The organism is Bacillus cereus (assembly GCF_002564555.1).
GTDB classification, from domain to species: domain Bacteria; phylum Bacillota; class Bacilli; order Bacillales; family Bacillaceae_G; genus Bacillus_A; species Bacillus_A cereus_K.
This window is the reverse complement of the sequence record NZ_NUVD01000096.1, coordinates 1-26591: the sequence shown is the minus strand read 5'-3', so window position 1 is coordinate 26591 and position 26591 is coordinate 1. Positions and strand designations below refer to the sequence as shown.

Genomic DNA, 26591 nt, shown 5'->3' with positions numbered 1-26591 from the left:
ATGAAGAAAATCAAGAATGTTCAGGTAAAAGAAATAGGCTTTCACGAAGGCTTACAAGTAGAACTTTCAACTTATCCCGAAAAAACAGTACATGAAGATGGTTCTGTTTCAATTAAACAAGTAAACAATCCCTACTTCTTAGTCAACGATAAATGGAACATTAACTTCTTAGGTGAAATTAAACAGTTCGAAGAAGTCGTGGAAAACTATAACTATTCAACTAAAAGTGTTCATTTTCGATTTAATAATCCTTCGATCAATTTAGAAGTGAAATATGTCTATTATCAGCAACTGTTTAATGATTTATGGACGATCAAAAACATATTTATGAATCAAAGCCCATTAAAAAGAATGACAGAGTTCTTGAATGAAAAATATCCCAAGCTATCATCTTTGTTGGATTTGGATATTGATAAAGCAGAACGTGAGTATTTGTTTTGGTTGAATGAAAATGGGGTGAATACTCAACGCTTAAAGAAAAGAGAAATCAGAAAAGATTCTATCTTAAAAACACCAGTAGCAAGTTTTTTGAGAAACGTTTATATTGCCCTATTCCAATCCACCGATAAACGTGAAGAATGGGAAAAAGACAAATGGGATGTTCGTATTTTAAATAAGAGGTACGGGGTTGATTACAATCAAAGTAGATCAGAATATTATCTTAATTTTACAACGATTGATAAAAAAGTTCGTGAACAAGTTAAAAAATACTGTAAACAACGGTTACTAAGTAAAAATAAATTCTCTTGGGGCTCAGCAATATATTATGTTAATTATCTGTCGAAGTTTTTTATGTTTATCTTTTCCAAAGAAACAACGTGGATGGATATAAAAACCTTAAAACGTTGTCATATTGAAGAGTACATTCAATATTTACATGAATACGCTAAAAGTAATATAAAAAGACGGAACTCGCATCCTGAACAATATGTAAATACTTCAATGACAATCTTACAAAAGTTTCTTGAAGATATTCAACGATATGAGTATGAAATGGCTCCCGAAACTCATGTAAGATTGTTGATCTTTTCTGGAGATAGACCTAAGCTAAGAAAAAAATCAATTGATCAGATTGATTACATCCCTGACTATGTTTTAGAGCAACTCTTTACTCATATTGATGACTTGCATAAAGATGTGACACCTGTTGTTTGGATTACGTTTAAAACAGGACTTAGAATTTCTGATGTATTAGGCTTAACCTCTGATTGCTTAGTAAAACTCAATGGTCAATACTCTATCGAAACGAATATTGAAAAAACCTATGTTCAAGGTCATCGAATTCCGATTGACAATGAATTAGCAGATATTCTTGCGGTTCTAATCGAGAAATCAAAAGAACTTAGCAATCAAGACAATAATCCCGAAGGGTATATTTTCGTTCGTTATCGGGGTCAAAGAAAAGGAAAACCATTTAGTCAGGTATTTGTTAGAGAACAATTAAATATATTGGCAAAACAAAAAAACATCACTGATGAAAATGGCAATCGGTTTCACTTCAAAGCCCACCAGTTCCGACACACTTACGGAGTAAAAATGTTAAATGGTGGTGCAGATATTCTGACGGTACAAGAGTTATTGGCTCATGCATCGCCCGAAATGACACTAAGATATGCCAAACTATTAGATAATACGAAAAGACAAGCGTTTGAATCAGTCATTAAACAAGGTGTTTTTAGTTTTGACTTAAACGGTGAAGTTCAAGAAATTAAAGCAGGAGAAGATATTCCAACAGACATATTGGATGCCTTATGGCAAGATCACAAGCTAAATGCGATGGACAACCCTTATGGAACGTGTCACGCTCGTTTGAACGGAAATTGTCCTCACATGGAAGCCCCACCTTGTCTAACTTGTGGTGATAACCAAACCCCATGTAGAGACTTATCGGTAGGTTTTTCAGAGTTAGATAAACAAAAGTATGAACTTCACGTTAAAACAACCACAAAGGCAATTGAAATAGCGAAACAACGAGGTCGAGAAGATATTGCGGAGAAGAATCAAAAGAATTTAAAACGTTATCAAAACATTTTAAATACCCTCCAAGAAGGAAATGTTATCTTTGGTAGACAAGATCGGATGAAAAGAAAGTTAGGTGTTAAAAATGGCTGAATATGACCGTTCTGAACATTTGAAAGCGATTCATGCCAAACGAAAAGCAAATACCTATCAGAGAGTAGATGAAGTAATAAAAAGGCTCATAAAAGCCAATGGGACTATAAACTTCAATAGTGTTTCTAAAGAAGCTGGTGTATCGAAAGCAACACTCTACAACAACAAGGATTTCCGTTCAAGAATTGAAACTCTAAGAAATCAACAATCACAAGTACCTACCCCGAAACAAGTAAAGCGAGAAATGAATGAAAGTAACAAGGATGCCTTGATTGCTTCCCTAAAAAGGAAAAATAAGAAATTAGAAGATGAAAACAAGAAATTAAGAGAACAACTGAAAGTAGCTTACGCAGATATTTATAAAAAGTTATAGTCAATAGGAGAACGTTGTTCTCCTTCTTCAACTATCGGGCCAGATTGTTGAATAACAGTCTTTTAAGAAATGTTATCTAACGACGCTTGTGCAAAAATAATATTGTTGTTTAATTTACAATAAAGTCATTTGAAAAATAATATTAGTTGTTTAAAAATCCTTATTCCACGAACGGAGCAGGTTAGTGGAAGCAATAGTAATTAGGTTTGACTGGGAAAATTGTCGATGATATTAAAAAAGACACCGAAGTGTCTTATGTTTTTCAAATTAAGCATACCGATAAATTGAAATTTAATTACTTAACATTATGTTTATCTTGGGAGCTAGGTATTTTATCGGTGAGTGTATACAAACCATGTAATGCTTGCTGTTAATAATGCTGACGAAATCAAAGCTGTAAGAACACTATATGTTTGCCAAATAAGCATCGTTGACCAATCGAAAGCACAGCACAGTATACCCAGGGCAATCGTAGCGATCAGGAAAATAACTGTTACGATTATTCTCTTTTTTGTCATTGGCTGCCGCTCATTCGTTTTCCTTCTGCGTAATCCTAAGAGAAATAGGAGAACGGCCAATAGGCAAAGAATAATAGTGATAGACGACAAAATGATATCCAAAAGCTGTGTGCCGCTTATTTCATATGACTGAGTTAGATTGCCGTCTAGTATATCTTTAACTTTTAGTACCAGGTTTATATTGGTATTTGCGCCGTTGCTCAGCAAGCAGACGGCTGTTCGTTCATTTAGCAGTATGACTACTTCGGTTCTGAAATTTGGATTGCCCCCAGTGTGTTCTATAATCGTTTGGTCGGCGTTTACCGACCAGCCTGCCGCATAATACATATCGTTGACAGCCGAAACAGACATATCACCCCTATGTGATTTTTCGATAACCGTGTGAAATATTTCGGGTATGTCCTGCACAATACCCATCTGTATGCCCATCCAACGCGCCATATCTTTTGTATTAGAAATGATGTAGCCTGCGGGCTTATTCCCAGCATAATCCGGAGCTTTAAATGGAGTTGTCATAAAAAAGGAAGAACGGTAGCCCTGTGCCAACTGTCCAGTGGCTTGAGCATCTTCTTTATAAACATACGTCTGGTGAAGGCCTAACGGCTGAAATACCTGTTCCCTCATAAAGTCTTCATAGCTTTGTCGCGACACAATCTCAATAACCAAACCCAATACGTCATAATTAACGGTTCCATAGTTATACTGTTCACCGGGAGGGAACGCCAATTCAGTATCTACGAGCATTTCCACAGTCTTTTGCAACATATCCGGTGTATTGCCTTGTGGAATACTTTGAGTATGCCTAAAATTTGTTAGACCACTGGTATGGTGAAGAAAGTTATTTAGTGTAAGGCTTTGCATATCAACAGGTTTCCCTTGATACTTTAACGTAAACCAAGGTAAATATTTTTGGACAGGGTCAGTCATTGAGAGCAGCCCTTGCTCTTCCAATAGCATAATACCCATACCAGTAAAAGCTTTACTGACCGAGGCTAACTCATAGAGTGTATTTTCACTTGCAGACAACCCCTTTTCACGGTCAGCATACCCTGAAGAAAAGTAGAACACTTCATCATCAGCAAGTATTGAGATTGACATTCCCGGCACACCTGATATACGAGAGGCATCATCTAGCAACGCTTGTATTGCCGCAGATTTCGAATCAGACAACGCATAACTTTGTGTTGCGAATCCTGAGATTAATATAAATATCGTTAATACAAAAACAATAATCTTTTTCATAAACTCTCCTTTTTGAAAAATTATAATAGAATAATATAAATAACCTACTTTTACAACTACTAAACTAAATTTTAATTTATCTTTCTATTCACCTATATAATATCAAGTAATTGTGAAAAGTTACACTTAACGAACAGATGCGTTAGTTCAATAAGAAAAACGAACTTCAACAATCATGGCGCGATTGTTGAACAACAATTAAAAGGGCGATACATATTACACATGACTAATATGTATCGCCCTTTATTTTTTATGACTTTTTACGATTTAGGTCTTGATAATATAGAATGTAGTAAGGATCTTTAAAGTTGTTTAATTTTTATCCATTTAAAGTATTCGGCAAACCTATTTATATTTCCCGAGTCTCTTCCCTTAGCCACACTTTCTCTTCTTCATTTAAATAAGGAGCGAGCTTTATGTATACCTCTTGATGATAATTGTTTAACCATTGCTTTTCGCTCTCTGTTAACATATCCTTATTGATACCGGCTAAATCAATAGGGCAATACGTAATTGCTTCAAATTTCATAAATTGACCAAACTCTGTTTTCTCGTCTTCTACTACTAACATCATATTTTCAATTCTTATGCCGTATTTACCTTCTAGGTATATTCCTGGTTCATTCGTAATAATCATGCCTTTTTCTAATATAACGCTATTATTATTATTCCTTATGCTTTGTGGCCCTTCATGAACATTCAAGAAAAAACCTACTCCATGTCCTGTCCCGCATTTATAGTCCAAACCATACTGCCAAATGGGTTGTCTTGCTAATACATCTAAGTGAGGGCCTGTTGCTCCGTATAAATATTTTACTGAGCTTAATGCAATAAACCCTTTTAACACCAATGTAAAATCTCTTTTTTGTTCATCGGTAAGTTCTCCTAAAACAATCGTTCGTGTAATATCTGTTGTTCCATCATAATACTGTCCGCCTGAATCAATTAAAAAAAGACCTTCATTCCTAAGAGTATGTTGCGTTTCTTTATTGGCTTTATAATGCATCATCGCAGCATGTTCTTTATAACCTGCTATCGTATCAAAGCTAGGTCCAACAAATCCTTCCTGTTCCCTTCTGAAATCTTCTAATCTTTCTTCTGCAGCAATCTCTGTAATTTCTTCTTTATCTACACAGTTTTTAACCCATTTTATAAATTTCACCATGGCTAAACCATCTTTTATTTCACACCATTTTAAATTTTTTATCTCAACTTCATTTTTAATAGCTTTTAAATCATTCGTGATGTTAGGGCTTTCAATTTTCTTTGTATTACTGTTAATGGCATTATATAATATGATATTGGCTTTATCCGCATCTAAAATAACGGCATCTTCGTTTGAAATATTTCCTAAGAATATTTGTATTTCATGATTCGCTTTTAACTCGATTCCTTCAGCCTCCAGTTCTAATTTAACCGAAGAAGGAACCTTGCAAGAATCAATAAATAAATAACATTTTTGTTCTGCTACGATTACATTAGCTATTACAACTGGATTGTTAGGCACATCGGCCCCTCTTATATTCAAAAGCCATGCAATTTCATCAAGTGAAGTTAAAATATAATATTTTGCTCCTTTATTTTTCATCTCTTCTCTTACTTCATTTAATTTTTCTACTCGTGATTTGCCTGCATATTTTACGTCATGAGTAAAAATTGGTCCTTTAGGAATCTCCGGTCTATCTTCCCACAGTTCACCAATTAAATCTTGATTCATTTTTAATGCGACTTTCTTTGCTTTTAGATCTTTTTCTATCTTTTTAACCATATTAATTGAAAAAACATTTCCATCAAATCCTACAATGCTTCCTTCTTTAAGAACGTCTCCTAGCCATTCTGTATAAGATGGTACCCCGGGATCTACCATTCTAAATAATCTGATTCCTGAGTTCTCAAGCTGCTTTTCAGCTTGAATATAGTATCTGCCATCTGTCCATAACCCAGCATCATTTAATGTAATAACTACAGTACCTGCTGACCCTGTAAATCCTGATATCCATTGTCTACCTTTCCAATGTTCTGCTACATATTCACTCTGATGTGCATCAAAACTGGGAATTATATAAGCATCCATTTGATTTTCTTTCATTAGCTGCCTTAACTTTTCGATTCTATTCCTGATATTCATTACTAATACCTCCATTTTCCTTAAGACTAAATTCTTTACTTTCACGCTTATAAGATAATATTTCTTAATCTTTCTTTTGAGAAAGTATTTCTATAAACCTTGGAACAAGTTGTTTATTTTCTAAATTTGTACTTAAACTATACTTAATAAAGCTACCTTCTACTGAATCCACTATTTCTTGTTCATAGCTTCTTAAAACCATATCTTTCCTTTTAAGTGGATAATCAAAAAAATGTGTTAAATGTACTTCAAAAATATCAGCTAGTTTTTTAAGTGAATCAACTGCTATGGTAGTAAGCCCCCTTTCAAATTGAGACAGAATTCCAACAGATAGTTCGTTTTTTTCACTTAACTCTTTCAAAGTCATTCCTTTTTCGGTCCTCAATTTCTTTATTTTCATTCCTATATTCATCATTTTACCTCAAATTTCATTTTTTTGAATGTTATAATTTTTATTAGCGTAAAACGCAAGATTTTATGAAATTCATTTAATTAACGTTATCATATATTCTCTCAAGGGTTCTGGTGCAAAAAATACTCGATAGAAAAATAGAGTGTCAATTTCCTTTAAATCGCTAGCTTTTGAAGCTAATCCAAACGATTTATGAATGAAGAGCTGTTATTGATTCTAAACTAGATGAAGATAAGAAAAGAGAAATATTTAATATTCTAGGGAACTAACTATCACTTTAAATTAACCCCTAATTATATTTGAATTATGAGTGTAATAAAAAGCCTTCCGTATTTGCGCACGAAAGGCTTTTCATAAGATTGTGTATACATAATGGTTGTATAAACACCGTTCAAGGTTGTTAAGTTTTGTCCGTTTTTAGTTATGATTATTGTGAGATTTGTTAATCTGATTTAATTTAAATCTCTTCTATATAATAGCTTACTTATTTAGGGCATAATGTACAAAGGGAATATTCTTATTCCGTAAATCTGTAATTATTTCTCACTATTGTTCTTTATAAGATTTCTTAAGTAACATCATAAACCAAACCAACACTAATAATTACATGAGACAGTCCAGCCATATGACTTAATCCTTTAAAATCAGTACCATTCACTTGAAGAAGCCCACGAACTAGCATTGCTACAACCGTTAAAATTAGTCCTAAATTATAAACAATAAACCATTTATTAAAACTTTTTGCTTCATGCACTGTAAATACTTTTGATAATACTAATGCAATTAAAAAGAATACAAAACCAAGTACCAGTACATGAGTATGTATAACATTCAGCATAGTAGAACCTTCAATGTCTTTTGTCCTTGTAAACTCTCTTGCGAATATACCAGACAACAACCCTAGTACTAAGTGTTGGTTTGGAATAAAGTTTAATCAGAAACATTACGCAAACACATATTATATGGTAAATAAGAAGCATCCATTTTGAAATAAGTTTGTTCAAAATGGATGCTTTCCTTGTGAATTAGTATACAATTTTTATAAAAAAGTTTGATCATTTTGTTCTCTGTAAATTTAAGTACCTTTTTTCCCATTATATTTAATAGAGCTAAACATATTAACTATTAATCATTATATAAATATTTATGATAATATATAAACTAAGATTATCAATGCAATGGAGGTTTACAATATGAAAAATATACAAGAATCCCCAAAAAATCCATTTATTAAATATCCATTAGCCATAATTTCAGCTATAGCTATAATAAAAACAGGCTATGATTTAGGCTCTTTTATAATAAAGTTAAAATACATTTAAATCATAAAAAAAGAAATTAATCTTTTGCTTAAAAAGATTAATTTCTTTTTTCATCGCAACTTTCTTTGAAACATCGTGACTTTATTCAAAACATCGCGTCTTTTTTATAAACATCATAACTTTATTTAAAAGCAACACTAAGTAAAAAAATGCTGCATTAAATAATTTCTTCATTATATCTCCAAATGTATGAACTACATTATTTTTGTTTAGAAAATTTAAATCTATTTTATGAGTTGTTTGTCATTCCATATACAAGCCCTGAAATATATGGAATTAACCAAATGAACCACACAATTACACTTAATGTGTGGAACTTTGCAATCATTTTTATATCCTTCTTCTTTAAAACTAAAGTAGCCCAAACAGCATGAAATAGCATAAGTAAAATTGCTGATAAACCCGTAATCCCATGAAAGCTGAATAGAGAACCTTCTGAAGCCATTTTCTCCATTAATGTAGTACCAATCGTATCGCATGCTAATCCAACCCAAAATATAATCACATGCCAAGGTTTTAATGTTTTTTGAATTTTTTCACTCCAGACCCCAATTGAATAAAAAATAAGTGCTGCCGTAATAAATGTAATAGCTGATGCTAACACATCAATCCCCCCTTTACAAAATTCCTCTTCCTTTTACAAGATTTATTTTATCTAAAGATTATGAACAGAGTATGAATGAAGCATTACATTATAACACTTAATAAAAATATAGTAATTAACGATTTTAAATTGATAAAAAAAAACGCTCTTACATCTAAATCTGTAAGAGCGTCTTTATACTTACTTATTTTTAAATTTCATTTTTCCGTAGTAATTTTCCATCTCTAAGCGTCAATATACGGTCACATACATCAAGCATTTTTTCATCGTGCGTAATCATAATTGCTGCTTTTTTATTTTTCTTTACTTCATTCTTCATCATTTCAACAACTTCTCTTGCACGTTTTGAGTCCAAACTAGCAGTAGGCTCATCGGCTAAAATCAAATCTGGATTATTCATAAAAGCACGAGCATTCACCTGAAGATTCATATCGCCTACTCCACTCACGTAGTAAGCCAGGAGTAACTCCTATAGATTTAGCAATTAATTTTCCACTTTCTGAACCATCTAAATATCGTTTCACCGCTTGGATTTTTTCTTTTGAAGAAAATTTAGCCATAAAAAATGCACCTCCAATTGTTAGACAGTGTCTAACAATTGGGGTGCACTTCATTTTGACTTTTTTATGTAACAATTTACATACTATTTTTAAAACCAGCGCTCAGTTACAACCTTTTTACGCGTATAGAATTGAACGCCATCTGTACCATTTGTACCTAAATCACCAAAGAATGAAGCTTTATTTCCTGCAAATGCGAAGAATGCCATTGGTGCTGGAACGTTTACGTTTACACCGATCATACCAGCATCGATGTTATCACGGAACGTTTGTGCATGCTTACCGTTTGAAGTATAAATAACAGCACCATTTGCAAATTTAGATTGATTTGTCAGCTTGATACCCTCTTCTAAATCTTTCACTCGTACAATGCTTAATACAGGAGCGAAAATCTCATCTTGCCAAATTTTCATTTCTTGATTTACGCCATCAAAGATTGTTGCACCAACAAAGTAACCTTCTCCAACTTCTTCATTAATTTTGCGGCCATCTACTAATAAAGTTGCTCCATCAGCTACACCGCTATTAATATAGCCTAAAACACGTTCTTTATGAGATTCACGGATTAATGGTCCAACATAATTATCTTTGTGGAAGCCATCACCTACTTTTAATTTCTTCGTCTCTGCTACTAATACATCAATGAATTCATCAGCAATTTCATCTACTACCGCTACAACAGAGCATGCCATGCAGCGTTCTCCACTACTTGCAAATGCAGATCCAATTACACCTTGTACTGTTTTCTCAAGGTTGCAATCTGGCATTACAATCGCATGGTTTTTCGCACCTGCTAACGCTTGTACACGTTTTCCATGTTTCGTACCTGTTTCATATACGTAACGTGCCACTGGCTCAGAGCCAACGAACGAAACTGCTTGGATATCTTTACTTTCTAAAATACTATTTACAACATCTTTTCCGCCTTGCACTAAATTTAATACCCCTTTTGGAAAACCAGCCTCGTAGAATAACTCTACAAGTCGCTCTGCTAAAAGCGGTGTTCTTTCTGATGTCTTTAATACGAACGTATTACCACAAGCAATCGCAAGTGGGAACATCCATAATGGAATCATCATAGGGAAGTTGAACGGTGTAATACCAGCAACAACTCCGATTGGATAGCGCCAAATCGATCCATCAATTCCGCTAGCGATATTTGGAAGAGCTTGTCCCATCATTAAATTCGGTGTAGATGTTGCTAATTCTACCGCCTCAATACCACGCTGTACTTCACCAGATGCATCTGTTAGCGTTTTACCGTTTTCTAGCGTAATAATTTTTGCAAGTTCATCTTTATTTTCTTGTAACAGTTGTAAATACTTGTATAGCTGTCTTGAGCGATTTGGAACTGGTACTTTGGACCATGTTTCGAATGCTGCTTTTGCCGCTTCAACAGCTTTTTCAACGTCTTCTTTCGGAGATAGCGGAACATAAGCAATAATTTGTCCAGTCGCTGGATTTGGAACCGCTTCTACTTCCGTACCTGTTGATTCAACCCACTCGCCATTAATATGATTTTTCACTCGTTTAATTTCAGTTGTAATCATTATAATCTCTCCTTTTTTATGAATGAACTAGATTTATTATTTTTGATTAGAAATTAATTGTTCGCTAATTTTCTTAAATAATGCAGCCATATCATTTTCACCATATCCTGCCTGACTTGCATCATCGTATAAATTTAATAGCATTTCACTTACTGGTAAGTGCAGTTCATTTTCTTTCGCTAAATCAACCGCAAATCCTAAATCTTTCTTTAATAGATTTACAGTAAAGCCTGGTTCGTAGTTTTCTGTTGCAATGAAGCTTTTATAATTACGCTCATAAATTCTACTTTGACCGTAACTAACATTTAAAATATCAAACAATTTATCTAAATCCATATCACTTTTCTTCGCTAATGTTAATGCTTCACTCACACCAGCTGTATAAAAACCAATTAATAGATTATTAATTAATTTAACAGTTGTACCACTATCAATTTTCTCACTAACGTGGAAAATATTCGCTCCTAATACTTCCATGATAGGTTCAGTCTTATCATAAACATCTTTTGATCCACCAACCATAAACGTCAATGTGCGGTTTTCTGCTCCAATTACTCCACCACTAACAGGTGCTGCTAAAAAGTCTACTTTCTTTTCTTTCGCTGCCTCTTCTAACTGTTTGTTTAACTGTGGAGATACTGTACTTGTATCTATTAAAGCTACATTCGAGTGGCTATTTGCAAATAATCCTTCTTCTCCAAAATATACCGCTTCAACAGCACGAGGTGAAGGTAAACTTGTAAAAACCACATCACATGTTTCTGCTAGTTTTGAGATTGATAGGCCGATAATTCCTCCTTCTTTTTCAAAGGAAGCTTCAGCCTCTTTATTTAAATCCGCACCGTATACTGTGTAACCAGATTTAACTAAATTTTTAGACATCGGAAGACCCATGTTACCTAAACCGATAAAACCAATCTTTTTCATATCGCTTTCCTCCTATTTACACAATATATTTCCCGCGATTTATAATGGCTTTCGCAATTTCTCTCTTTTTCGTAAATACGTTCGTGTATAAAGGCAATACTAATTGACGAATTTCAGTTAAAATTACGTGTCTATCTTGTTCTTCTGTGACAGCCGCTGAAAGTATGGAAATTGCCGCTTCTTCTACTTTACGATAACCTTCTTCACAAATAACATCCGTTATCATTTGTTTCGTACGCTCTTTTTCTTCACCACTTTTACTAATCGCTTTACTCGTACGTAAAAATGCTGATTCCATGACGTACACGTCCGTCAACATATTTGATAATACACGTGAATATTCTTGCTCTTGATCAATTTTTAAGCCCGGTGTTTTAGAGAGCGTTTTCAAAGATTGTTTCAACAATTTTTTCGCTAATAAAATGTAACGATGGTTTCTTTCTACATTTGCTACATCAATTTCTACTTCAGTATCTTCTATTTGCTCGATTTGCTTCATTAACATTTTGGCAACTGTTAATCTGTTAATTTCATTCGTTCCTTCGAAAATACGACTAATTCTAGCATCACGATATAATCGTTCTACTTCATATTCTTGCATATAACCGTAACCACCATGAATTTGTACAGCTTCATCTACGATATGGCCAAGTGTTTCAGAAGCGTTCACTTTATTCAGTGCACATTCAATTGCAAATTGGGACATTTTTTGCATAAGATCCCCATCGCTCTCATGAATTGCGTCATCAATTACACCTGCTGTACGGTAAGCCGCGCTTTCTGCTCCATATGTAGCGATGATCATATTTGCAATTTTCTCTTGAATCATCGTAAAGTCTACTAATTCTGTTTGGAACTGTTTTCGCTCTTTTCCATATTGAACTGACAAACCAATTGCTTGTTTTGCTGTTCCAATATTTCCAAAAGCAAGTTTTAGTCTAGCGAAGTTAAGAATATTAAGAGCTACGTGATGCCCTTTCCCAACTTCCCCTAAAACATTTTCAGCAGGGATAACAACATCTTCTAAAATAAGAGTCGCTGTTGAAGAACCTTTAATACCCATTTTCTTTTCTTCTAATCCAATGGATACACCTTCACATGTTCTTTCGACAATAAACGCTGTCATTCCTTTATTTGTCTTCGCAAAAACAACGTATACATCTGCCATATGAGCATTTGTAATCCACTGCTTTTCGCCATTTAACTTCCAAGCTGTACCATCTTCGTTCAATACTGCGCTCGTTTTTGCACTTAATGCATCCGAACCAGCATTTGGCTCAGTTAGTGCATAAGCACCAATCCATTCTCCTGAAGCAATTTTTGGTAAATATTTTTCTTTCTGTTCTTTCGTTCCGTAATATATGTAAGGCAATGTACCTACACCAGCATGTATATTAAATGAAACGCTAAATGCACCAGCATATCCCATTTTTTCTGCTACTAGTCCTGAAACTGCCTTTCCTAACTCGAACCCGCCGTATTCTTCTGGGACTTCGATACTTAATAGTCCAAGTTCTCCAGCTTTTTCAAATAATTGACGAGAAACTTTATAGTTATGTTGTTCAATGTTCTCCATTTGTGGAACAATTTCTTGTTTAACGAATTGTTCAGTTGTTTTTGCGATTAATTCCTCATCACCTGAAAAATCTTCTGGTGTAAAGTAAGTATGATTTACATCTTTATTGAGTGAAAAAAATTCATCCCATGATAACTTCGTTTTCTCCATATGTATCCCCCTATCATTCGGCTTTCATAGCTTTTTTGCTTATGCTCGTCTACGATGAGTGGAATATCTTTTTTTGAAAATAGAAGACGATGATTTTTCACATCAAGCATTTTATTTTGCCAAAGATGTATTTTCATCGCCTTCGCTGTTTTATCTATTGATCTTCTGATAATACTGTTTTTGCAATACCAGTATCTAACTCTTCAAAGTCATGATATGAAATTGTTTCATATAACTCACTTCTCGTTTGCATATTAGAAAGTGCATCTTTTTGAGAACCTGTTTCCTTAATTAAAGTAAACACATTCTCATACGCTTTCGCTGCTACGCGAAGTGAAGTTACAGGATAAATAACCATTTGGAAGCCCATATTCGCAAATTCCTCTGCACTATAATATGGTGTTTTCCCGAACTCAGTCATATTCGCTAATAAAGGTGCATTTACTTTACTATTAAATAGACGGAATTCCTCTTCTGATTGAAGTGCTTCAGGGAAAATCGCATCTGCCCCCGCTTTAACATATGCGTTCGCTCTTTCAATCGCTGCCTCTAGTCCTTCAACGCCGCGAGCATCAGTGCGTGCTACAATATATAAGCTTGGTGCAACTTCTTTAATCGCTTTAATCTTTTGAACTAATTCTTCTGTAGAAACAAGTTTCTTGCCATTTAAATGGCCGCATTTCTTTGGTAATTGCTGATCTTCAATTTGAACAGCAGCTACTTTCGCTTCTACCATTTCTACAGCTGTTCTCGCTACGTTTAGTACTCCACCAAATCCTGTATCAATGTCAACAAGAACTGGTAAATCTGTAGCTCTTACTAAATCTCTTGCTCTCTCTGCTACTTCAGTAGAGGTCACGATTCCTAAATCTGGTAGCCCTTTACTTGCAGTATAAGCAGCTCCCGATAAATAAAGAGCTGAAAAACCTGTATTTTTCGCAACAAGAGCTGCCATTGCATCATGAGCACCTGGAATTTGCAAAATTTCATTTGCTTCTACTAAAACTCGGAAGCAATTCGCAAGCTCTTCTTGTGTTGACTGTTTATTCACAACCCAAGCCATTCTAGATTCCCCCTATTATTAAATTAAGAATAGATCTACAAATTCATTTACATTCATATTTTCTAGTTTTTCTTCATTTAAACAAACTTCATGAATTTGTTCTTGTTGCTTATTAGAATAATGTCCTGCCATATTTGCAGTGAATTTTTGAACAACTTTTGGAATCGCTTCGTCTCTACGGAAACGGTGACCTAGTGGGTATTCACATTCCACATTTTCTGTTACAGTACCATCTTTAAAGTGAACTTGAACAGCGTTGGCGATTGAGCGCTTGTTCGGGTCAAGATAATCTAAACTGTACTGCTTGTTCTCAACAACAACCATCTTATTACGTAATTCATCTACACGTGTATCATTTGCTACTACATCCTCATAATCGTCCGCAACGATATCACCTTTTAATAAACCGATTGCCGTAATATATTGTAAGCAATGATCACGATCAGCTGGGTTATTTAATGGACCTTCTTTGTCGATAATACGAATTGCTGATTCATGAGTTGTAATTGTAATACGATCAATTTCATCTAATCTTTCTTTAATTTCCGGATGTAACTTCACTGCACATTCTGCAGCTGTTTGTGCATGGAATTCTGCTGGATATGATACTTTAAATAATACATTTTCCATTACATATGACTCTAGTGGTCTAGCTAATTTTAATTCTTGTTTATTGAATAATACATCTTGGAATCCCCATCCTGGTGCAGATAATGCTGTTGGGTAACCCATTTCACCTTTTAGAGCAGTCATTGCAAGATGAACACCGCGGCTCGTTGCATCACCTGCTGCCCATGATTTACGTGAGCCAGTATTTGGAGCATGACGATATGTACGAAGACTAGAATTATCAATCCACGCATGTGATAATGCATTAAAGATTTCTTCACGTGTTCCACCAAGCATTTTCGCAACTACAGCAGTTGTTGCTACTTTTACGTATAATACATGGTCAAGACCAACGCGGTTTAAACTATTTTCTAAAGCAAGTACACCTTGAATTTCATGTGCTTTAATCATCATTTCTAATACTTCACGTACTTTTAATGGTTCTTTTCCTTCTGAAATACGAACACGGCTAATATAATCTGCAACAGCTAAAATACCGCCTAAGTTATCAGATGGATGTCCCCACTCTGCTGCAAGCCAAGTATCGTTATAGTCCAACCAACGGATCATACATCCAATATTGAATGCACCTTTCACTGGATCTAGTACATAAGACGTTCCTGGCACACGTGTACCATTTGGCACGATTGTTCCCGGTACAACTGGTCCTAATAATTTCGTACACTCTGGATATTGAAGTGCTAAAATTCCACATCCAAGTGTATCTAGTAATACGTAGCGAGCAGTGCTGAATGCTTCTGCACTTGTTACCTCTTTATTTAATACATAATCCGTAATCTCTTCTAATAATGCATCTTTTTGTTTAATTTCATTTGTTTTAATCATACTATTCTTCCCTTTCTGTCGAAAATTCGTTATTATTAATGATGGGTGTCGGTCAAACACCCATCTGGCGGGCGGCGCTAACAACTCCCCAGTTGTTTTTATTTACTAAATACATGTCGCTCGCCAATATAATTTACACGTGGACGGAACAAACGATTGTTCGCATGTTGCTCAATTACGTGTGCACATAGCCCTACTGTTCTAGAACTAAAGAATATTGGTGTGTAAAGTTGAATTGGAATACCAAGCATCCAATATACTGGAGCAGCATAGTAATCAAGATTCGGATAAATGCCTTTTTCCTTCTCCATAATCTTCTCTCCAGCTTCACACATTTCATATAGTGTATAATCGCCTTTTACATCACAAAGCTGTTTTAAAGCTTCCTTCATCATAAGTGCTCTTGGATCTATCTTCTTCATATATACGCGATGTCCAAAGCCCATAATTTTTTCTTTGTTATAAAGTTTCTTTTGTAATAACTCTTCAAATTTCTCAACATTACCAGCTTCTAAAAGCATGTACATAACTGCTTCATTTGCACCGCCGTGTAAGCTACCTTTTAGAGATGCAACTGCACCTGTTAAAGCACCGTATAAATCCGATTGCGTTGATGCAATTACGCGAGCGGTAAATGTAGAGTTTGGCATTTCATGTTCACTATATAAAACAAGGGAACGATCAAAGATCTTCTCTTCAAGCTCAGTTGGTTTTTTTCCAGTTAACATATAGAAGAAATTCGCACTATATGACAATTCTTGAAGAGGCTGAATTGGCTCCTCATTATTTAAAATATGATAGCTATTCGCTACAATGTTTGGTACTTTACTTAACAGCTTGTACCCTCTGCTTTTATTCACTTCTAATGAGCGGTTTTCGATATCATTATCGTAACCAGCTAATGCAGACACACCTGTACGTAGCCCATCCATAGGATGCGTTTCTTTAGGTAATGCCTTTAATACATTGAATACACCTTCTGGTACCGCATATTCTTCTTTTAATTTCTTTTCAAGTGTTGCTTTTTCATCCTCATTCGGTAGATGTTCTTCCAATAAAAGGTGCACAATGTCTAAATACTCTTTTGTTTTTGAGAGTTCGATTAAATCATACCCTTGAATTACAATTTCACCTTTTACTGTGTCAAGAAACGAAATTTTCGTCTCCGCTGCTACTACACCGTCTAATCCCGGGGAAAATTTTTCTTCAGCTTTCATCATTATTTCCTCCAATCCTAATAGATCTTCGTGCACATAACTGTTAGCCTTTACAATACTGTGAAACTACATTTCTATTTCAATGTATCAGAGTTTTTAGAAGATTTCAATTTATTTTATAATGATAAGTTTCCTATACTTTTACCGATGTAATAATACAATTTTTTAAAAATAACTTTTACATTTTATAAAGACTGAACAAACATCCTTTAGTGACTTTTTAAAACGAAATATAACAATTATCCATATAAACCCACTAAATATACCTTTAATCTCCTTTTCTTTAACAAATACAAAAAACGAGCTGTACTCATGCACAGCTCGTTTTTTGTATAATATTTATTTCATATTCCCATAAATATAATTCTTATATAAAATTTATTTATTTTTAATAAAGTTATTATTTTACATAATTAAATTGAATTTCTTCCGTTTCTTTACGATAGCTAACAACTAAATCATAGTTTTTGTAGTACTAAAGATTATCAAAATCTATCATAATACAAAAACGTCTTTCTCAACTGACACTATTTCATTAACTAGTTTCTCAGAAACAGTTCCTACAAAATTCCCTAGCCGAATCGAGCTGTTTCCTCCGTATCTTACAATAAATCAAATAGATTCATCATGTTTTTCCTTAAACCATTGTAGAGCATCATGATCAATTAAAATTTTCATCTCCGATCCTCCTGATTAGGCAAAATCTTTTTTGCCTAATCTTTGCTTTACAAAAATGACGAATATAATTAAAGCTATTAATCCTGAAATTGCACTACCTGTGAATAAAATACGGTAACCAAATATTTGTGAAACAAATCCAAGTAAAATTGCACCTAATCCAATGCCTAAATCAAATGCAGTAAAAAATGAAGCGTTAGCAACTCCTCTTTTACTTGGAGCAACAATTGTAAGCATCGCTGCTTGCAAAGCAGGCTGTGCTGAACCGAATCCAACCCCGTATAATGCCGCTGCGATAATTACACCCATTAAACTATTTGAAATAGTTAATACAACTATAGCTAAAATGGTAATACATAGTGCTGGGAGTATGATAAAGACTTCTCCATATTTATCTAATAATTTACCTGAAATCGGCCTTACAACGGTTAAAGCAATTGCATATACAAGAAAAAATGTCCCAGGATTCACATCAATTAATGATGCAAATAACGGTAAAAATGTTGTAATACCTCCATATGCAAACGATAAAAAGAAAACAACAATTGTAATTGATAAAACAGATTTTTCAAACAACTGAATTTGCCCTTTTTCATTTTGTGGTGTAAATGGTATCTTCGTTATTAATGATAATACGACCGCCATAAAAGATAATAGAGTTGCCAATAAGAATAGACCATGAAATGAATAATTTTGTACAACCCATAATCCAATCATCGGACCAATTGCCATTGCAATTGTCATCGCCATCCCGTACCAGCCCATACCTTCTCCGCGGCGTGAATCTGGAATGATATCAGTTATTGCTGTGCCAACAGCTGTTGTAGAAACAGCCCATGTCACTCCGTGAATTACACGTAAAACCGCTAAAAGGATAATAGACGATGCTAAATTATAAGAATACATCGTTATTCCAAAAAAGATGAGTCCGAAAATAATAAAAGATCTCCTTCCATATTGATCTAACATACCTCCAATAATTGGACGTATTACGACTGCCGCTATTGTAAACATTCCCATCATGAGTCCAACTTGTGATTCATTTCCACCAATCTCTTTAATAAAAAGAGGTAGCGTTGGAACAAGTAAATAAAACCCTGTAAATAAAAATAACATCGCGAAAGTCATTTGAATAAATGATTTCGTCCATAATCGTTCCATAAAAAAACCTCCATAAATACGTAAAATATCGCGACTAACTTTCTCATTTTACATTCTCTCTATCTCTTTTCCCTCAGCAATAAGACGTATCTTTTCATATTATATAGTCCACTATCAGCTTTAATCGGTCTTACAACTTTGGACGTATGTTTTAACCAAAAGTTCTATTTATATGTACCTTTATTCGTGTGAAAAGAATAAACTAATTTATTATCACAACTTAGGAGTGATTATTTTTATGTGGGTATCATCAAGAGTAACTGTCGTGGTTCCTTCGACTCCCGAAATACACGTTCCAGCCGTCCATACAGCAAGTTCCGATGTTGGCATTGAACTTCCCGCAACTTGGCAACAATATCAATTTCCCGGTCAAGTCACCCCCTCATTTTGGCACCATGGCACACATCCAAGTAGTACTACCTTTTTTAATCCCAGTTTCCCCCCATCGCTTCCCTCTCAAGTCTTTTATCACTTTCCATCAATTTATTTTCAAAATTTCTATGGTACTTTTAACATTTAAAAAACATCACTGAATAGCTCCTACATTAAATTCCAATCAATTTTCAACATAAAAAAGTCGAATTCCTTATATTAAGAAATTCGACTTTTTTTAATCACTTTTTATTAACTTTTCTTATTATCCATTATTTGCAGGAGCATCTCCTGCATTTCCGCCATTACTTGGTGGTGTTGTCGCTGGTGGTGTTGTATTTCCTTGTCCTCCCCCATTATTCGGTGGTGTTGTATTTCCTTGTCCTCCCCCATTATTCGGCGGAGTTGTATTTCCTTGTCCTCCTCCGTTATTCGGCGGAGTTGTATTTCCTTGTCCTCCTCCGTTATTTGGCGGAGTTGTATTCCCTTGTCCTCCTCCGTTATTTGGCGGAGTTGTATTTCCTTGTCCATTTCCGTTGTTTTGTTCATTTTGTTTCTTTTGTTCTTCCTGTTTCTTTTGTTCTTCTTGATTCTTCAGTTCTTCTTGTTTCTTTTGTTCTTCTTGCTTCTTTAATTCTTCCTGTTTCTTAAGTTCCTCTTGCTTTTTTTCATCTTCAGTTTTTTGCTGTTGATCACGTTTTGGCTGTTCTGTTGTATTCGGTACGCTCGTATTTGGTGAAGAATCACGTTTTTCACCTTTTATACGCAATTCACTACCTTCTTGAACAACACTACTAGGCATTTTAAATCGGGATGTATCTGTAGCCATCTCGCTCATCATTTCTTTAAAGATCAACTGTGCAATTTTCGTATTTTTACTACTAATATACTCGTCTTTACCATCTTTCATATATCCAGTCCATACTGCCATCGTATACTGCGGCGTATAACCTGCAAACCAACTATCACGAGTTGCACTTTCTGGAATGTTATATTGTGCTAATTGTTTTGAATCATAGTTTGTTGTACCCGTTTTACCCGCGATATCTAAAGAACTTATATTCGCAGCTGTACCAGTACCTGATGTAACTACAGAACGAAGCATATCAGTAATCATATATGCTGTAGAATCCGCCATAACTTGTTTTGGCTTTTGTCCAAAACTTTGTGACTTGCCGTCTGGGTAAACTACTTTCTTAACAAAATGCGGCTTCGTATACTTACCATCATTACCAAACGCCGCATAAGCACCCGCTATTTCAGTTGGCGATACTTCGTTTGTACCAATCGCTGTAGATTCTGTCGGTGCTTTATTAAATGTGATACCTAGTTTCTCAGAGAATTCTTTCGATTTACTAATTCCTACTTCTTTTGCAGTTTTAACTGCCGGAACATTACGTGACATCTTTAATGCTTCACGCATTGTAATTGGACCTAAATGACTTCTGTCTGCATTTCGAACTTCTTGTCCAGTTGAATACTTAAATGGAGAATCATCAATTTGATGATATGTAGCCCATTTTAAATACTCAATAGCAGGAGCGTAATCAAAGATTGGCTTCATTGTCGAACCAGCTGCACGATCTAATTCAATGGCCATATTATGCCCTTTAAATACAGCTTTATTTTCACCGCGTCCGCTACCTATAGCACGAACTTCCCCTGTTTTCGTATCCATAAATGTGAAAGCACCTTGGAATTTATCATTTGGATAATCAATAATATTAGTATTTAAAATATTATCAGCTAATTTTTGTGCATTCTGATCCAATGTTGTATAAATTTCTAAACCATCAGAACCAATGTTAGCATCTGGTAATTCTTTTTCTACTTCTTTTACAACCGCATCCATAAATGCAGGATATGGCATTGCTTGAAGTTCTGTTGCTGGCTTAAGTCCATCAGTTACTGGAACTTTGGATGCTTCTTCCATTTCTTCTTTTGTAATATAACCATGTCGATTCATTAATCCTAGTACAGTATTTCTTCTTTCTGTTGCTCTTTGAACATTTTCTGGTTTCGTTGGATCATAGTTATTTGGTGCTTTCGGTAAACCTGCAAGCATCGCAACTTCTGGTAATGTTAAATCTTTTAATTCTTTACCGTAGTAGTTTTGTGCTGCTGTTGCGATTCCATATGAACGGTTACCTAAATTAATTTTGTTTAAGTACATCTCTAATATTTCATGTTTTGAATACTGCTGTTCTAGCTTATATGCTAAATATATTTCCTGAATCTTACGCTTTGACGTTTTTTCCATTGATAAGAAGTAGTTTTTAATAACTTGCTGCGTTATCGTACTTCCACCTTGAGAGCCATAATCTCCTTTAAGGCTAACTAAAACCGCACGTGCAGTACCCTTAAAATCAACTCCACTATGCTCGTAAAAACGTGCATCTTCCGTAGCTAAAAATGCATTTTCAACTAATTTAGGAATTTGATCATACGTAACATTTGTCCTTTTTTCTTTTCCATATTCATATACCAAATTCCCGTCTTTATCATAAATTTTTGAGGATAGCGGATTAACAAGTTTTGCTTTCTCAAGTTTTGGCGCATCCTTTATCATAACAAAAAAGGTAGCGACCCCCGCGACTAAACCTACGATACCAAGTAGTAAACAAGTGATTAAAAACTTGCGGAAAAACGATGTTTTACCTTTTGGTTTTGTTTTTTTAGAAGCTGGCTGTTTTTTCTTTTGAACTTGTCGTCGCTCCTCTCGAGAACGATAATTTTCTGACATGTTACTTTCTCCTGCCTTTCAATTCTCCCGCTGAGTTACTTAAAAATATTGAGGTCACTTTTCCAAACAGCTTAACATTTAGAAAGAGTGTTCGCTGGAAGTATTCAATTTCTTCCTAATTCACAGATTATTTTTATCTCTATTCCGTCTAATAAAGCTGCCCCATTACGCATAGAATGGAAGAGATAAATTTTTAATACCTCGTATAAATAATATACTTTTTTTTCAAATGGTCAATATTTTCTTATTAATAAATCAAAGGTGAAATAAAAATAGCATATCGATATGAACTTCGTGTGAACTTCCTTATAAATAGGTATAGGAAAGATCTAATATATTAGCTATAAATACTACATTTAATATTTACCTTTGAACAACTCAATCACCCTTTCTATAAGAAAACATCAAAAAGTAAGGAGTTGCCTGCTAATGAAACTATCTCCTGTTATATCCAAAAACTTGGTTGCTGTTGGTTATAACCCTTCTTCTATGATTTTACGAATCCAATTAAAGAATGGTATATACGATTTTTTTAATGTCCCAGAAAGTATTTACACTGGCTTGTTAAACGCACAATCTAAAAGCTATTATCATAAAACTTACATTAAAAATTCTTTCCGCTATACTAAAATTTAAACTTTAGCATCATATAAAAAAGAAAGGAGGTTAATCCTCCTTTCTTTTAAAAACATTTTCACGACCTAGTTACCTTCTATTTCTCTTATTAATTTCATCATATGCTTGAATTTGTTTTTTCAATCTCCGATCAGCCTTTTTATCATGTACAACTAAAATCGCGTGTATTGCTCCTGGAACCCAAAATATTAATGTTAAAACGAAATTTATTATTGCTTGAAATGGCTTTCCGCAAAATAATACAGCTACAGGTGGAAGAAAAATTGCTAATAAATACATCATCTCTTGTATACTCCTTGCTTTGTATTTTTTATATCTCTTCTTTTCATACGTTAGCACATGCTATTATTTTGGCATTTCATAAATCTCAATTCATCAATAAAATCTTTTCTTATATTATATATTCTATTCATGCGTAAAAAAACCTACTATGTCAATCTTGTCCTACATCAAATATTGCAATTAGCCTTACTTTCTTTTAATAAGTATTTTCGTGTTTTTATTTTTTCTAACCTTTCTTCTTCCTCTATTACAGTTAATCCAATCGCAGAAATTACCGTTCCTATTGCCTGTATCCAAATACCAATCAGTGCTATTATCCTTTCATTCTTCTTGTCAAGAATACTATCTTCGTTTTCTATTTCATCCTTCGATAAATTTATTATACCTTGATACGCTTGTAGTCCAGCCCCTAAACTTTGCATAGAATTACCTAGTACAATGATTCTCTGTATTGCTTTCATCTCAATCAAAGCTGCTTCTACGCCTAAAAAAGCACCAATCGATTGTAAACTGTTCCCAACAATTATAAGATAATCATTCTCTTTCAATTGTTCACCTATGTTAAAATATGTTCCTATTACATTTGATATATTCCCTAATGCTAATAACTCAATGCCCATTTTATCAATTGCTTTACTTTTATTATCCAAGGATATATTTTGATTCTCGCTTTTATCTTTATCTTCAGTATAGTTACTCGCTATAATTTGTAATATATACCCAAGGGCTTGTAATGAACTTCCTACAATAACAAGACCCGATTCAACTTTCTCTTCGCCATTAAATCCTCTTGTCGTTCCAATAGCCGCTGTAAGATTTCCTCCTACTTGAAACCATGCTCCTGTCACTTTTAAACTGCTTGGATTCATTTTTATCACCTATTTAAGTATTTTCTAATACTTTCGAAATAACCAAAAGTCACCCTTAATCACATATTTTATTTTCCATACGTAATTTTGTGCATTCTATAATGTGTTTATAATACAAAAAAGCACTTTTGCGGCAGTTACATTAAGAATTTGGCTACCTTTATTTGTATTGCTTTTTGGAATAGAGCAGTTTGAACTTAGTTACGCTGTTATTGCTTGGTTAGCGTGGGTACCAAATTTAATTATTTGCAGCATTATTTATGAATCTCCATCTACCCTTATTACATATTTTTATTTAAAAGCTCAATCTCACATTGTAATTTTTTGAATTGCTCAAAATGCATTGTTATTGATTGACTGTTACCAAATTCAGCACTTTGTTTCACCAGTAATACTCCGGTATCATGAAAAAGCGCTTCAAGTTCTTTTCTGATGGGCACTTTCGCAATATGAGCTGTTTTAATTGCAGATAAAATTGCAATTTCGTTAAACTTTAATTTTATTTCATTTGGACAAAATGCGTCTTCAACCAATATAACTTCATTGCTATAAATAAGCGCAACAAGATTACTTGATTTTGCATCTGTTAAATCTACTTTTTTTATAACATTATTCATAACATTTTGCCCCCTTATTTTCGTATATATTAATTATACAAATTAATTCTTTTAATTATTCAACTTTACATTAATTTTAACACACTTTTATTAAAAGCTACGCTTTAAACGTTTTACTATTCCACAATTTTTGTTATAAGAACCATTTGGACTTTAACTCCATATAGTAATGTTAACAATTAATTATAAAGCAGGTGAAAATCATGCCTTCAGTTGTAGGAAATTTAGTTGTACAAAATAGTAATGGTTCATTTAATTTAGGTGATTTCTACAATGTTTCTCCAAAAGAAAATACGAAAGCTTACAATGGATCTGGCGCATCAAACGTTGGCTTTGTTGTTAATACTTTTAGCGGTGTTAGTGCGACTAATACGTTTGATTCGGACCTTGCAGATCAAAATCAAGTGGGTACAGCCTAATCCTATTTTTTAGCTTTCTGTATAGGAATTTTAAATCTGTCTATACTATAATCAGGCTGTTTCACAGCTATTATTGAATATTGGAGTACCCTATCTTTTTCTCCCTTTCCCTGGGGCTTAGCAGCTAGCTTTACGCTAGCTGCTATTTCGCATGTTTTCTTCCATCTATCAGAAATAAAAGAAGCTGGATATTAAAGCTCAGCTTCTTTACGTTATTTCAATTATATCAATAACATTCAATACATGAGTTTTATAAAATGCGTCTGTACATATTATAATCTGCCTTACTGGGTTAATATGCACGATTGTCATATAATTTGTTAGTAAGTAGCCATCTTCAAAATATGTCACCAGCATTTCTTGCTCAGACAATAATGCCGTTAACACTTTATCAGAAATTCTTTCTTTTGCTTCATTTGTTACTATCGGCCTTTGCACTTTTAACTTCTCACCAATAACTTTTCTCATACTTAACAATTGTTCCGACATTACTGTAAATGGAACCCATTCTCTTTCTTCTTTCTGCCTCTTTACATGATTCATTTCTTTTTCTCCTTGAACATTTATCCATTCTATTTCACACATACTGTTACTCAATCATTTTTTAGTACTTACTACGTTCGTATTTATTTATAAATTGTATAATTTCTGCACTCAAAAGAACGTTTGTTCTAATTATACACGAACCTACGTTCCTTTGAGAAGAGGCATATTTATATTTTTTAGCAAAATGTAATTTCAATCATTGAAATTTATCAATATTGTTTATTTCCCATTAAAACAAACTTTCCACCCTCTACACATTGAAATACATTTAACAAATAAAAAAACGATTTCACATAAAATGAAATCGTTTTTTCTAGTATTTTATATTTTCAAGTTTATTTTTTATCCTGACTAGCGTTCTTTCTGGAATGCAAGTTTCATTAAATATAAAATCACTTCCTAAACTACAAAGTTTTATTTTTTTGTATTAACCATTCTTAATCGAAAACATACATTATAATGAACGAACTCACAAAACTTAAGAAATTTATAATGTAACTCAATTTATCCCTTATAAGTTTCTATGAAAAGAGAGCGATTTACACTCTTTTTTCGTACATATTGTATTACAGTGGACAATACCAAATAATCATTTGTTATCATAATAGATTTATATTGCTACCATGAATTAAATATATTTAGGATGTATTATTATATGTAACTCCCTCTCAGTTTCTCCTTTTTTCGGATGACGAAAATACTCTATTTCGTACTTTAACACTTCATACTCAACCATCCCAATTTTAATCCCTTTTGTTTCTTTTAATACAGCTAATAAATCACTTACATTTTCATCATACGATTCAAAAATTTTTCCTCCGCCTTCTCTTTGAAAGATCACTTTCATATGTTCTCCCCCAATTTCATTTATTCATCTAGTAAATAATAAATCCCAAAATATTCATAACAAAATGAACATCCTTTCTAATAGAATGCTCAACTTTTCACTTCCTATAACACTAATATTTATTCAAAAATATTATATGTATTATTCTTCAAATTATGTTTATCCACTTTAAAAAATTAATATACTTAATTTATATTTAACGAAATCAAGTA

23 protein-coding genes and 5 pseudogenes are annotated in these 26591 nt (G+C 33.8%); 7 read left to right on the top strand and 21 right to left on the bottom strand.

The window, feature by feature from the left end; all coding sequences use genetic code 11:
* A complete protein-coding gene (locus COI75_RS22010; RefSeq protein WP_000721448.1) occupies positions 1 to 2112 on the top strand; it encodes a tyrosine-type recombinase/integrase in 2112 nt (703 codons plus the stop codon).
* Positions 2105 to 2485 carry a DUF6262 family protein gene (locus tag COI75_RS22005; RefSeq protein ID WP_000852815.1) on the top strand — a complete coding sequence of 127 codons (381 nt, stop codon included), beginning with the start codon at positions 2105 to 2107 and terminating at the stop codon, positions 2483 to 2485. Before COI75_RS22010 ends, COI75_RS22005 begins: the two co-directional genes overlap by 8 nt.
* Before the next feature lie 332 nt (positions 2486 to 2817).
* Here the strand turns inward: COI75_RS22005 and COI75_RS22000 are convergent, their stop codons facing one another.
* From COI75_RS22000 to COI75_RS21985, 4 genes and pseudogenes are all read right to left on the bottom strand, one after another.
* Positions 2818 to 4245: a serine hydrolase domain-containing protein gene (locus COI75_RS22000; RefSeq protein WP_000720981.1), complete on the bottom strand. Its 1428-nt coding sequence runs from the start codon at positions 4243 to 4245 to the stop codon at positions 2818 to 2820.
* 349 nt (positions 4246 to 4594) lie between these two features.
* Positions 4595 to 6373: an aminopeptidase P family protein gene (locus COI75_RS21995; protein ID WP_001026261.1), complete on the bottom strand. Its 1779-nt coding sequence runs from the start codon at positions 6371 to 6373 to the stop codon at positions 4595 to 4597.
* A gap of 64 nt (positions 6374 to 6437) precedes the next feature.
* A complete protein-coding gene (locus COI75_RS21990) occupies positions 6438 to 6785 on the bottom strand; it encodes a helix-turn-helix domain-containing protein (protein WP_002095664.1) in 348 nt (115 codons plus the stop codon).
* Positions 6786 to 7331: 546 nt separating this feature from the next.
* Positions 7332 to 7710: pseudogene (locus COI75_RS21985) on the bottom strand (DUF2871 domain-containing protein).
* 268 nt (positions 7711 to 7978) lie between these two features.
* Between COI75_RS21985 and COI75_RS27455 the strand changes: the two are divergent.
* Positions 7979 to 8107: a hypothetical protein gene (locus tag COI75_RS27455; protein WP_000790098.1), complete on the top strand. Its 129-nt coding sequence runs from the start codon at positions 7979 to 7981 to the stop codon at positions 8105 to 8107.
* A gap of 229 nt (positions 8108 to 8336) precedes the next feature.
* Here COI75_RS27455 and COI75_RS21980 read toward each other — a convergent pair whose 3' ends face one another.
* From COI75_RS21980 to COI75_RS21925, 11 genes and pseudogenes are all read right to left on the bottom strand, one after another.
* Positions 8337 to 8711 carry an HsmA family protein gene (locus COI75_RS21980; RefSeq protein WP_000881116.1) on the bottom strand — a complete coding sequence of 125 codons (375 nt, stop codon included), beginning with the start codon at positions 8709 to 8711 and terminating at the stop codon, positions 8337 to 8339.
* A 190-nt stretch (positions 8712 to 8901) separates the two neighbouring features.
* Positions 8902 to 9123: pseudogene (locus COI75_RS21975) on the bottom strand (hemin ABC transporter ATP-binding protein); the annotation flags it as partial.
* A pseudogene (locus tag COI75_RS21970) lies at positions 9110 to 9271 on the bottom strand (transposase); the annotation flags it as partial. The pseudogenes COI75_RS21975 and COI75_RS21970, both read right to left, overlap by 14 nt.
* Positions 9272 to 9360: 89 nt before the next feature.
* Positions 9361 to 10821, bottom strand: coding sequence for a CoA-acylating methylmalonate-semialdehyde dehydrogenase (locus COI75_RS21965; RefSeq protein WP_000633368.1), 1461 nt, complete (start codon positions 10819 to 10821; stop codon positions 9361 to 9363).
* Between the two features lie 36 nt (positions 10822 to 10857).
* Positions 10858 to 11748, bottom strand: coding sequence for an NAD(P)-dependent oxidoreductase (locus COI75_RS21960; protein WP_000719401.1), 891 nt, complete (start codon positions 11746 to 11748; stop codon positions 10858 to 10860).
* A gap of 16 nt (positions 11749 to 11764) precedes the next feature.
* Entirely contained in the window at positions 11765 to 13474 is a 1710-nt protein-coding gene (locus tag COI75_RS21955) for an acyl-CoA dehydrogenase family protein (RefSeq protein ID WP_000416040.1), read from the bottom strand.
* Between the two features lie 154 nt (positions 13475 to 13628).
* A complete protein-coding gene (prpB, locus tag COI75_RS21945) occupies positions 13629 to 14537 on the bottom strand; it encodes a methylisocitrate lyase (RefSeq protein WP_000312641.1) in 909 nt (302 codons plus the stop codon).
* A gap of 18 nt (positions 14538 to 14555) precedes the next feature.
* On the bottom strand, positions 14556 to 15992 hold the full coding sequence (prpD, locus tag COI75_RS21940; RefSeq protein ID WP_000598137.1) for a 2-methylcitrate dehydratase: 1437 nt from the start codon (positions 15990 to 15992) through the stop codon (positions 14556 to 14558).
* 98 nt (positions 15993 to 16090) lie between these two features.
* Positions 16091 to 17212, bottom strand: a complete 1122-nt coding sequence (gene mmgD / locus COI75_RS21935) for a citrate synthase (protein WP_002095668.1) — start codon at positions 17210 to 17212, stop codon at positions 16091 to 16093.
* Positions 17213 to 17609: 397 nt separating this feature from the next.
* A pseudogene (locus COI75_RS27450) lies at positions 17610 to 17887 on the bottom strand (HesB/YadR/YfhF family protein).
* A 15-nt stretch (positions 17888 to 17902) separates the two neighbouring features.
* The gene (locus COI75_RS21925; protein WP_000440653.1) at positions 17903 to 19048 is read right to left on the bottom strand and encodes an MFS transporter; all 1146 of its coding nucleotides are present in this window, start codon (positions 19046 to 19048) and stop codon (positions 17903 to 17905) included.
* Positions 19049 to 19286: 238 nt separating this feature from the next.
* Between COI75_RS21925 and COI75_RS21920 the strand changes: the two genes are divergently transcribed.
* Positions 19287 to 19568, top strand: a complete 282-nt coding sequence (locus tag COI75_RS21920) for a hypothetical protein (protein ID WP_000270183.1) — start codon at positions 19287 to 19289, stop codon at positions 19566 to 19568.
* 117 nt (positions 19569 to 19685) lie between these two features.
* Here COI75_RS21920 and COI75_RS21915 read toward each other — a convergent pair whose 3' ends face one another.
* Positions 19686 to 22163, bottom strand: coding sequence for a transglycosylase domain-containing protein (locus COI75_RS21915; RefSeq protein ID WP_098448639.1), 2478 nt, complete (start codon positions 22161 to 22163; stop codon positions 19686 to 19688).
* Between the two features lie 429 nt (positions 22164 to 22592).
* Between COI75_RS21915 and COI75_RS21910 the strand changes: the two genes are divergently transcribed.
* Positions 22593 to 22799, top strand: coding sequence for a KTSC domain-containing protein (locus COI75_RS21910; RefSeq protein WP_000777818.1), 207 nt, complete (start codon positions 22593 to 22595; stop codon positions 22797 to 22799).
* A 69-nt stretch (positions 22800 to 22868) separates the two neighbouring features.
* On the opposite strand, the gene COI75_RS21905 is transcribed toward COI75_RS21910, so the two are convergent.
* Together COI75_RS21905 and COI75_RS21900 are read right to left on the bottom strand one after the other, a co-directional pair.
* On the bottom strand, positions 22869 to 23081 hold the full coding sequence (locus COI75_RS21905; protein ID WP_000990216.1) for a YqaE/Pmp3 family membrane protein: 213 nt from the start codon (positions 23079 to 23081) through the stop codon (positions 22869 to 22871).
* Between the two features lie 167 nt (positions 23082 to 23248).
* A complete protein-coding gene (locus COI75_RS21900) occupies positions 23249 to 23950 on the bottom strand; it encodes a DUF6944 family repetitive protein (protein ID WP_001070048.1) in 702 nt (233 codons plus the stop codon).
* Positions 23951 to 24074: 124 nt separating this feature from the next.
* Between COI75_RS21900 and COI75_RS27710 the strand changes: the two are divergent.
* Positions 24075 to 24278 (top strand): annotated as a pseudogene (locus COI75_RS27710) (DUF2306 domain-containing protein); the annotation flags it as partial.
* Here the strand turns inward: COI75_RS27710 and COI75_RS21890 are convergent.
* Positions 24232 to 24567, bottom strand: a complete 336-nt coding sequence (locus COI75_RS21890) for a hypothetical protein (RefSeq protein WP_001066865.1) — start codon at positions 24565 to 24567, stop codon at positions 24232 to 24234. The pseudogene COI75_RS27710 and the gene COI75_RS21890 sit on opposite strands and share 47 nt — an antisense overlap.
* 203 nt (positions 24568 to 24770) lie before the next feature.
* Between COI75_RS21890 and gerPF the strand changes: the two genes are divergently transcribed.
* Entirely contained in the window at positions 24771 to 24986 is a 216-nt protein-coding gene (gene gerPF, locus COI75_RS21885; protein ID WP_001141569.1) for a spore germination protein GerPF, read from the top strand.
* A gap of 207 nt (positions 24987 to 25193) precedes the next feature.
* On the opposite strand, the gene COI75_RS21880 is transcribed toward gerPF, so the two are convergent.
* Both COI75_RS21880 and COI75_RS21875 read right to left on the bottom strand, forming a co-directional pair.
* Complete coding sequence (locus COI75_RS21880; RefSeq protein WP_001017041.1) at positions 25194 to 25529, bottom strand: YolD-like family protein; 336 nt, start codon at positions 25527 to 25529, stop codon at positions 25194 to 25196.
* Between the two features lie 631 nt (positions 25530 to 26160).
* Positions 26161 to 26379, bottom strand: a complete 219-nt coding sequence (locus COI75_RS21875; protein WP_000864292.1) for a hypothetical protein — start codon at positions 26377 to 26379, stop codon at positions 26161 to 26163.
* Between the last annotated feature and the right edge of the window lie 212 nt (positions 26380 to 26591).